The 7,667-nt window shown below is 71.1% G+C and carries 6 protein-coding genes; 5 read left to right on the forward strand and 1 reads right to left on the reverse strand.

The annotated features are described in order from the left end of the window. Nucleotides 1-30 precede the first annotated feature (30 nt). Complete coding sequence (locus tag EDJALFJO_RS34935; RefSeq protein ID WP_198950188.1) at nucleotides 31-1,293, forward strand: hypothetical protein; 1,263 nt, start codon at nucleotides 31-33, stop codon at nucleotides 1,291-1,293. A 107-nt stretch (nucleotides 1,294-1,400) separates the two neighbouring features. Continuing rightward, nucleotides 1,401-1,886 (forward strand): hypothetical protein, encoded by a 486-nt coding sequence (locus EDJALFJO_RS10695; protein WP_143448475.1) that lies wholly within the window; start codon nucleotides 1,401-1,403, stop codon nucleotides 1,884-1,886. A gap of 107 nt (nucleotides 1,887-1,993) precedes the next feature. On the opposite strand, the gene EDJALFJO_RS10700 is transcribed toward EDJALFJO_RS10695, so the two are convergent. Beyond that, on the reverse strand, nucleotides 1,994-3,034 hold the full coding sequence (locus EDJALFJO_RS10700) for an NAD-dependent epimerase/dehydratase family protein (RefSeq protein WP_088284976.1): 1,041 nt from the start codon (nucleotides 3,032-3,034) through the stop codon (nucleotides 1,994-1,996). A 423-nt stretch (nucleotides 3,035-3,457) separates the two neighbouring features. Here EDJALFJO_RS10700 and EDJALFJO_RS10705 point away from each other — a divergent pair, with 423 nt between their 5' ends. From EDJALFJO_RS10705 to EDJALFJO_RS10715, 3 genes are all read left to right on the forward strand, one after another. Then, entirely contained in the window at nucleotides 3,458-5,254 is a 1,797-nt protein-coding gene (locus tag EDJALFJO_RS10705; RefSeq protein ID WP_143448476.1) for a ParB N-terminal domain-containing protein, read from the forward strand. A 223-nt stretch (nucleotides 5,255-5,477) separates the two neighbouring features. Further along, nucleotides 5,478-6,353 carry a helix-turn-helix domain containing protein gene (locus tag EDJALFJO_RS10710; RefSeq protein WP_088284979.1) on the forward strand — a complete coding sequence of 292 codons (876 nt, stop codon included), beginning with the start codon at nucleotides 5,478-5,480 and terminating at the stop codon, nucleotides 6,351-6,353. Between the two features lie 363 nt (nucleotides 6,354-6,716). After that, nucleotides 6,717-7,667: site-specific integrase (locus EDJALFJO_RS10715; protein ID WP_088285000.1), on the forward strand; the 951-nt coding region annotated here is incomplete at its 3' end.

Genomic DNA, 7,667 nt, shown 5'->3' on the forward strand with positions numbered 1-7,667 from the left:
CCGGCGGACGCCACGAGGGGAGGCAGGTCCGTGAACGACGATGCACCGGCCATCGAGGCCTGGACCGGCGCCCTCGCGACGGCGCTGCAGAAGGCCCTGCGTCTGTCGAACGAGGCCTTCGCCGCCGAGCTCGGTGTCGCGCCACGCACCGTCGCCGGATGGCACGCCAGCCCCGACGTGACTCCGAGCCCGGTGAACCAAGCCGCGCTCGACACCCGGCTGTCGCGCGCCCCTGCGGGCATTCACCGGCGGGTGGCCGCCGCGAGCAGCACAGCCGGTCGCGATCAGGCTCGACCCGCGGTCGTAGACGCCATCCTCGTGGAGCGAAGCGCCCGCGAGGTCTCCACCGACGCGCTCGAGTACACCGTCGGAGTCGGGCCTCACGTGTTGTCGCTGCTTCGGTCGCGTCTGATCGAGGTGGCCGATCGCTACAACGCCGATCCGCCGGCGGCGGTCTTCCTGGAGATCAAGGCAGTTCGCGACACGGCCGTCGGACTGCGCCAGGCAACCCGCCGGCCAAGTGAGCTCAGCGACCTGCACGTGGTCGTCGGAGCAGCAGCGGCGCTCATGGGCAGCATGGCCTTCGACCTCGGGCAGCCACGGGCGGCCGGGACACTCGCTCGCAGCGCGACCGAGTTCGGTGACCTGGCCGGGCACTCCTCTCTGGTCGCATGGACGTTCGGTCTCCGGGCCACCCTGGCGTTCTGGGCAGGCAAGACAACCGCTGCCTTGAGAGCGATCGAGGGTGGCCTTGCGGCCGTCGACGCTGGCCCACAGCGGGTCAGGCTGCTCTACATCGCTGCCCGGGCTCACGCCGTCGCCGGCGACGCCGATGCGGTCGCCGCCTCCCTGACCGCGGCAGCACGCTCGGCAGAGAGCTCCGGTGACGACCACGACGAGCTCCAGGACGACATCGGCGGGGAGTTCGCGTTCGGACCCGCTCGCGCCGACGCCTGCGCCGGCGCGGCCTGGCTCGAGGTGGGAGACGGCGCGCGGGCCGCCGCTGCAGTGGCCCGCACGCTCGCCTCGTACGAGCTCGCCGCACTGCCTGTCGCCCTTGCCGCCGGCGCACGGCTCGACCTTGCAACGGCGCTGGTCATGCAGGGGGACCTGACAGGTGCGGCGGAGACGCTGGTGCCCGTGCTGCAGCTGCCTGCCCAGCAACGCAGCGCCGCGCTCACCAGCCGGATGCAGCGACTCCGCCGCCAGCTGCGGGGACACGGCGACGGGGGACACCCCATCGCCGAAGCGACTCGAACGTGGTGCGTCGACGCAGGAAGCCTGACGGTCTAGGAACCACTGCAGCCGTAGGAGGATTGACCGACCGACCCGCGGGTCACCGACCCGGTTGGCGCAAGGTCCGCCGGAGCCATCTTTGCCGGGCATCTACTCTGACGGTCGTGAACGCCGCCCTGCCAGGAGGAACCCCGGACGCCGTCGAGCCCTGGGCCGCTCTGGTCGAGTGGAGCGATTGGGTGCCGCTGACCGTGAGCGATGTGAGGCAGGCACCAACGTCCCCGGGCGTGTACGTGGCCCGTTCGCGGGGCTCGAGGAAGGTCGTGTACGCCGGGATGGCGGGGGAGCGCAGCGGGCACGGTCTGAGGGGCCGGCTCGGGGTGTACGCCCGCGGGAGGGCACCGCACAGCGGGCTCGGCGCGGCGTGCATGGACCGTGCCCTTGAGGACACCACCTGGGTCCGGGCCCGGGCGGACGCGGTCGACGCTGGCGCCAGGTGGACAGTCAACGACTGGGCCTTGGCCGCGGTCGACCGCGCCGAGCTCGAGGTCTGCTGGGCTGCGCAGAACTCCACGGGCGCAGCGGAACACCTTGAACGGGCCGTACTGGACTCTCTGGCCGGCACCGGCCTGTGGAACCGCCGGCAGTAGGTGTGCCCTGGCCCCCACGCTGCGGACGCCGGGTCGCTCCCCGGATCGCTATGCGGCTGCCGCTAACGGCGACTGCTGCACGGGCTCGGCTACACGACACGTCGCCTCTAGAGCGGCGGGGCCACGGTCCGGCCCAATAGCCGAAGCACCGCTCTCTCGTGCTCGATCGTGAGTCCTACCTCGGAGGCCCGTTCACTGGTCGCCGGCGCGATCGAGGGGTGGCTGCTCATCCATCGCCAGGTGTCAGCGACCGTGTCGGCAAGGTCCCGGCATCGCAGGCCCGTCTGCTGCGCTTGCCCCGGATCAACCCGCCAGACGCCGGCGGCAGTGCGCCACAGCGGCAGCTCGGACCACTGCCGGACACCCGCAGCGGCGAGCACGTCGTCCGGTGCCCAGACAGTCTGCGCTGACGACCCTGTCACCGCAGCGCACGCCGCGAGGAGTCCACCGAATGTGCTCCCTTCCAGCGGCGCAGCGACGTTGAAGGCGCCGGTGAGAGGCCGTTCGGCGGCGGTCACCGCGAATGTGGCCAGGTCGCGGACATCGACGGGCTGGATCCGGCGTTCCGGGTCACCTGGGGCGATAACCGTGCCACCGGCTGCGATTCGCAGCAGCCACCACGGAAGCCGGCCGACGTACTCCCGGGGTCCGAGCACGACTCCCGGCCGGAGCACGGTGACCCGATCCTTGCCGAAGACCTCGAGCGCGGCCGCCTCGCATCCGGCCTTCTGGTAGCCGTACCGGGTCGGTCCGTCCTCGACGTCGACGCCGTAGTCGGGGCCGGCGTCAGGCGGGCACTTCAACAGAGAGGAAGCTTCGGTGAGCGCCTCGTTGGGCCATCCGGCGTAGGCGCTGACGGTCGAGACGAAGACGCAATGCCCAGTGACCGGCTCGAGCGCACGAGCAACGGCGAGGACGTTGCGCGGTACGTACCCCGAAGTGTCGATGACGGCATCCCACGGGCCCTGCGCGACCAAGGCAGCAATGTCATCGGGGCGGAGCCGGTCACCGCGAACAGGTCGGACCCCGATGACGTCCTCGCCCGTGCGTCCACGGTTGAACGTCGTCACACTCACGCCACGAGCCAGGGCATCGGTCACGACCGCCTGACCAACGAAGGCGGTGCCGCCGAGAACGAGCAGTCGCATAGGTCCATGCTCGGGGATCGGACCCGAACGGGCACGGTCCGAGCTAGCGTCCGAGGCGTGAGTCGTGCCCGCTACACGCACCGTCGATGCCCAATTTGTCGCCAGGACTGCGACTTCAAGCACCTGCCGAACGAGCGCGACGCGTACGGCCGATGGCTCCTCGTCTGCACGAGGTGCAGCCACAAGGAGGCGGCGCCGGGCCAAGCCAAGCCGACGTGGCACGAACTGTTCGCGGATCGAGACCCCTCCTGACCACGTGCCGCCAATCCGGCGGTCGACCCTGGGAAGCACGGGCTACAACCGCGCGCAGGTGCCCCGACGCCGAGGGCGTTGCCCTGTGGAGAGACCGAAGCATCCCTCCTTGCTGGGCATCGCGACATCTCACCGGCTCACGCTGGTCTTCCGTCTCCCGGCCTCCCCACTGTGCGGTGGCCTGACCGCAGGGCAAGGCCCAGCCGGCTTCGCCGGTCGCTACGCGAGCCTTGCCCTGCGGTCAGGCCACCGCTCCTTGGTCCTGCCGGAAGACGGAAGACCAGCGCGGCTCACCAGAGCTGCCGCCGGCTTCTGGCAAGGAGGGAAGCCGTCATGGCTGCGACCACGAGCACCGTCACCACCTTGGTGCAGGACTTGGACCCGACCACCCTGCTGGTCGACGTCAACATCCGGCACGACGCCCGCCTCGACAAGGACTTCGTCGCCAGCATCCGCGACCACGGCGTCCTGCAGCCCATCGTCGCCGTCCGCACCACCGACGGCGCGATCCGCGTGCGGCTCGGCCACCGCCGCACGCTGGCGGCCGTCGAGGCCGGACGCCCGACGGTGCCGGTCATCGTCGCTGCCGACGAGGCAGACGACGACGCCACCCAGATCGGGCGTCTCATCGCCCAATACGCCGAAAATGCTCATAGGACCGCGCTCTCAGCGAGTGAAAGGGCGGACGTCGTCGCCCAACTCGCAGCGTTCGGCGTCAGCGCCGCACAGATCACCAAGCGGACCCGGATGCCCCGCACCGAGGTCAACGCCGCCCTGACCGTCACCGGGTCCGACCTGGCCAAGGCCGCCACCGCACGCTACGAGTTCCTGACATTGGAGCAGGCGGCAGTGATCGCCGAGTTCGACGCGGACGTCGACGTCGTCAAGTCCCTGGTCGCCGCCGCCAGGACCGGCGGGTTCGACCACGTCGCTCAGCGTGCCCGGGACCACCGCGACGAGCAGGAAGCGATCGCCGCCGCCACCCAGCCCCTTGCGGCTACAGGCCTACGCGTCGTCGGCCGTGACGTGATGACCGGCAAGGCCGAGCGCCTCGACTCCCTCACCGACGACCCGGACACCCGAGAGCCGCTGACCGTCGAGGGCCACGCCACCTGCCCGGGGCACGCCGCCTACGTCGCCAGGCAGTGGGTCGACGAGGACGACGAGGACGACGCGCCGGACACGGAGACAGCGATGCCGTCCAGCACCGGGGAGAACGGCGAGCAGGACGGCGACACCGGCCCAGACAACGAGGACGACGAGACGGACGACGAGGACGACGTCGAGGACGAGGACACCGGGGGGTCCTACCAGTACCGGCCGGTCTACATCTGCACCGACCCGGCCGCCCACGGCCACCACGACCGCTACAGGTATGGCGGCCAGAGCAGCCAGCGCAAGACGTCCGCCGAGATGACGGACGACGAGCGCGAGGTCGCCCGAGCGGAGCGCCGCAGCGTGATCGTTAACAATCGCGCGTGGGAGTCATCGACCAAGGTCAGGCGCGCCTGGCTCAAGACGCTGTCCGCCAGGAAGACCCCTCCGAAGCAGACGGCCACGTTCTTGGCCGTGGCGGCCGCCCATGACGCCGACACGATCGCCAGCATCGGCGGTAACCACCTGGCCGCTGACCTGCTCGGTCTCGGCGGCACCAGCTACGGCCGCAGCGACCGGCTGCAGACGCTCCTGAAGACCGTTACCGACGCCCGCGCCCAGGTGATCCACCTGGTGCTTGTCCTCGCGGCCTACGAAGACGCCAGCAGCCGCGAGGACTGGCGGCACGCCAACTCCCGGACCACCCGGTACCTGCAGCACATCGCCGGGCTCGGCTACGGGCTCAGCGACGTCGAGCACCTCGCCTGCGGCGCGACGACCGAACCGGACGACAAGGCCGACACCGCCGACACCGCCGACACCGCCGACACCGCGGACGTCGACGACGAGCCGGGGGAGCCGTCGGGGCAGTGACCCGCGGGTAGACGTGGACGGGGAGGGCGCCGCCCGAAACGGCGCCCTCCCCGTCCACGCATCTTCACACCCACCCCCGACAACACGCTCCGCAGCACGACCGAGAGCACGACCGAGAGCACGCCCGAGAGCACGCCCGAGTGCACGCCCGAGTGCACGCCCGAGTGCGGCAGCGCGCCGTGCCTGCCCTGTGGTGACAGCCCCGTCACCGCCAGGAGCAGCGATGACGCACCCCACGCCCGACGCCGTCCGGCGGCCCTGCCACCACCCCCGGGCCCACCACCAGCACGGCACCCGCGCCGCTTACGTCGCCGACCGCTGCCGCTGCAGCGACTGCCGCGAGGCCAACCGCGCCGACGCCGCAGCCCGCCGCCGAGCCGTCGCGTACGGGCGGTGGCAGCCCTTCGTCGACGCTGCCCCGGCCCGCCGACACATCGAGCGCCTTCGAGCAGCCGGGGTGGGCATCAATCGGATCGTCGGCCTGTCCGGGGTCGGCAGCGGCACCGTCCGCCAGCTCGTCTACGGCGACCGCCGCACCGGCACCCCCACAGCGCGGATCCGCCCCGAGACCGCCGCCGCGATCCTCGCCGTCCCGCTCACCCGGCCCGCCGTCGGCGCCCTCGTCCCGGCCGGCCGCACACACGCCCTGCTCACCGACCTCCTCGAGGCCGGCCACCCCCTGCCGGTGCTCGCACGTCTGCTCGGCCGCACCACGTCCAGCCTGGCCGCCACCCTCGCCCGTGCCCGCGTGACCGCTGGCACCGCCGACGCCGTGGTCGCCCTATTCCGCAGCCTCACGCCCCAGCCCCGCCGCCGGTCGCGAGCGGCGACGGTCACCGACCGACTCGGCTGGCCTGCCGGCGACAGCGACGACACCGACGACCTGACGGGCGACGACGACCTGGCGGGCGGCGACGTCACAGTGGACGAGGTCGCTGTCGAGCGCGCGATGGCTGGCGAACCCGTCACGCTCACCCTTGTCGAGCAGCTCGAGGCAGTCCGCAGGCTCCACGCCCGAGGCCTGTCCGACCGCCGCATCGCGCTGCTCCTGCGAACCAGTGCCCGCACCGTCTCCCGCCGCAAGTCCGCGACCGCCTGACCAGGCCGCCCTGCGACCTCAGCACCGACACACCTCTTGCACTCTGGCAGTGACCGTGTCGAATCGCATCTGATGCGATCACGTCACGGCGGTTGTTCGGACCTGATTCTCGGCATCGGTGCAGGTCAGCGGCCGGTCAGTGTGAACGTTCGCGGGGAGCTCTGAGGGTGCCCCGCTCCAGCGAAGCAGAGGGTGCCAGGTTGACCTGCGGGGATTCCGGGTCATCGCATCTGATGCGATAATCTCGCAGTGACTGCGAGTGGCTGGGAGGGTCTGTTGACGGTCCGGAAGGGCGTTGCACCGTCGGTCGCGAGCCATGTGCTGGTGCTGGACGGGGTGGCGCTGTTGCACCCCGAGCAGCAGGTGTTCGAGGCGATGCTGGACGGCTGGCGCAACCAGATGCTGGCCCGCAACCTGGCCGTGGTGACGATCCGGAACCGGCTTAACCAGGTCCGCGCCTTCGCCGACCACTGCGGCACGTTCCCGTGGGAGTGGTCCGCGCAGTTGGCCGACGAGTGGTTTGCCGACCTGCGTGCGATCCGGCATTGCAGCCGGTCCACGGTGCGCGGCTACCAGGTCTCTCTGCGCGGGTTCTGCGGCTACGTGATCGACCCGGCCTACGGGTGGGCGGGTGAGTGCGAGCGGCGGTTCGGCAGTCACCCGATCCAGGTGATCAACGAGGTGAACGCGGCCGCGCATGTGGCCGAGGTCGAGTCCGCGCCGAGCAAGCGGGCGTTCACCCGGGTCGAGCTGCAGATGTTGTTCGACCATGCAGACGAGCAGGTCGCGCTCAAGCGGCGGCTGGGCCGCAAGGGCTGGGTGGCGGCGTTCCGGGACGCTACGATGATCAAGGTCGCCTACGGGTACGGGCTGCGTCGTAACGAGACCCGGATGCTCGATGCTGCCGACTTCGGGCCGAATCCCGACGGTGCGGAGTTCGGTGAGTACGGGGTGGTCTATGTCAGACACGGCAAGGCCCAGCGCGGCTCACCGCCGAAGCGGCGCAGCGTGTTGACGGTGTGGCCGTGGACGGTCGAGGTGCTCGAGCAGTGGTTCACCGAGGTCCGGCCGCTGTTCGGGGCCGAGGACCATCCCGCGGCCTGGCCCTCGGAGCGCCGCGCCCGGGTCGCGCTGGAGGTGATCAACCACAGGCTCGCCGGCTACCGCGATGCGCTCGGCCTGGAGCCGGGGCTCGACTTCCACTCGCTGCGCCGCTCCTACGTGACCCACCTGATCGAGGACGGCTGGGATCCGCGGTTCGTCCAGGAGCAGGTCGGCCACAACCATGCCTCGACCACCTCGATCTACACCTGC

Origin of the sequence: Kineosporia sp. A_224, from assembly GCF_002198655.1 — a bacterium.
Lineage (GTDB): Bacteria > Actinomycetota > Actinomycetes > Actinomycetales > Kineosporiaceae > R-H-3.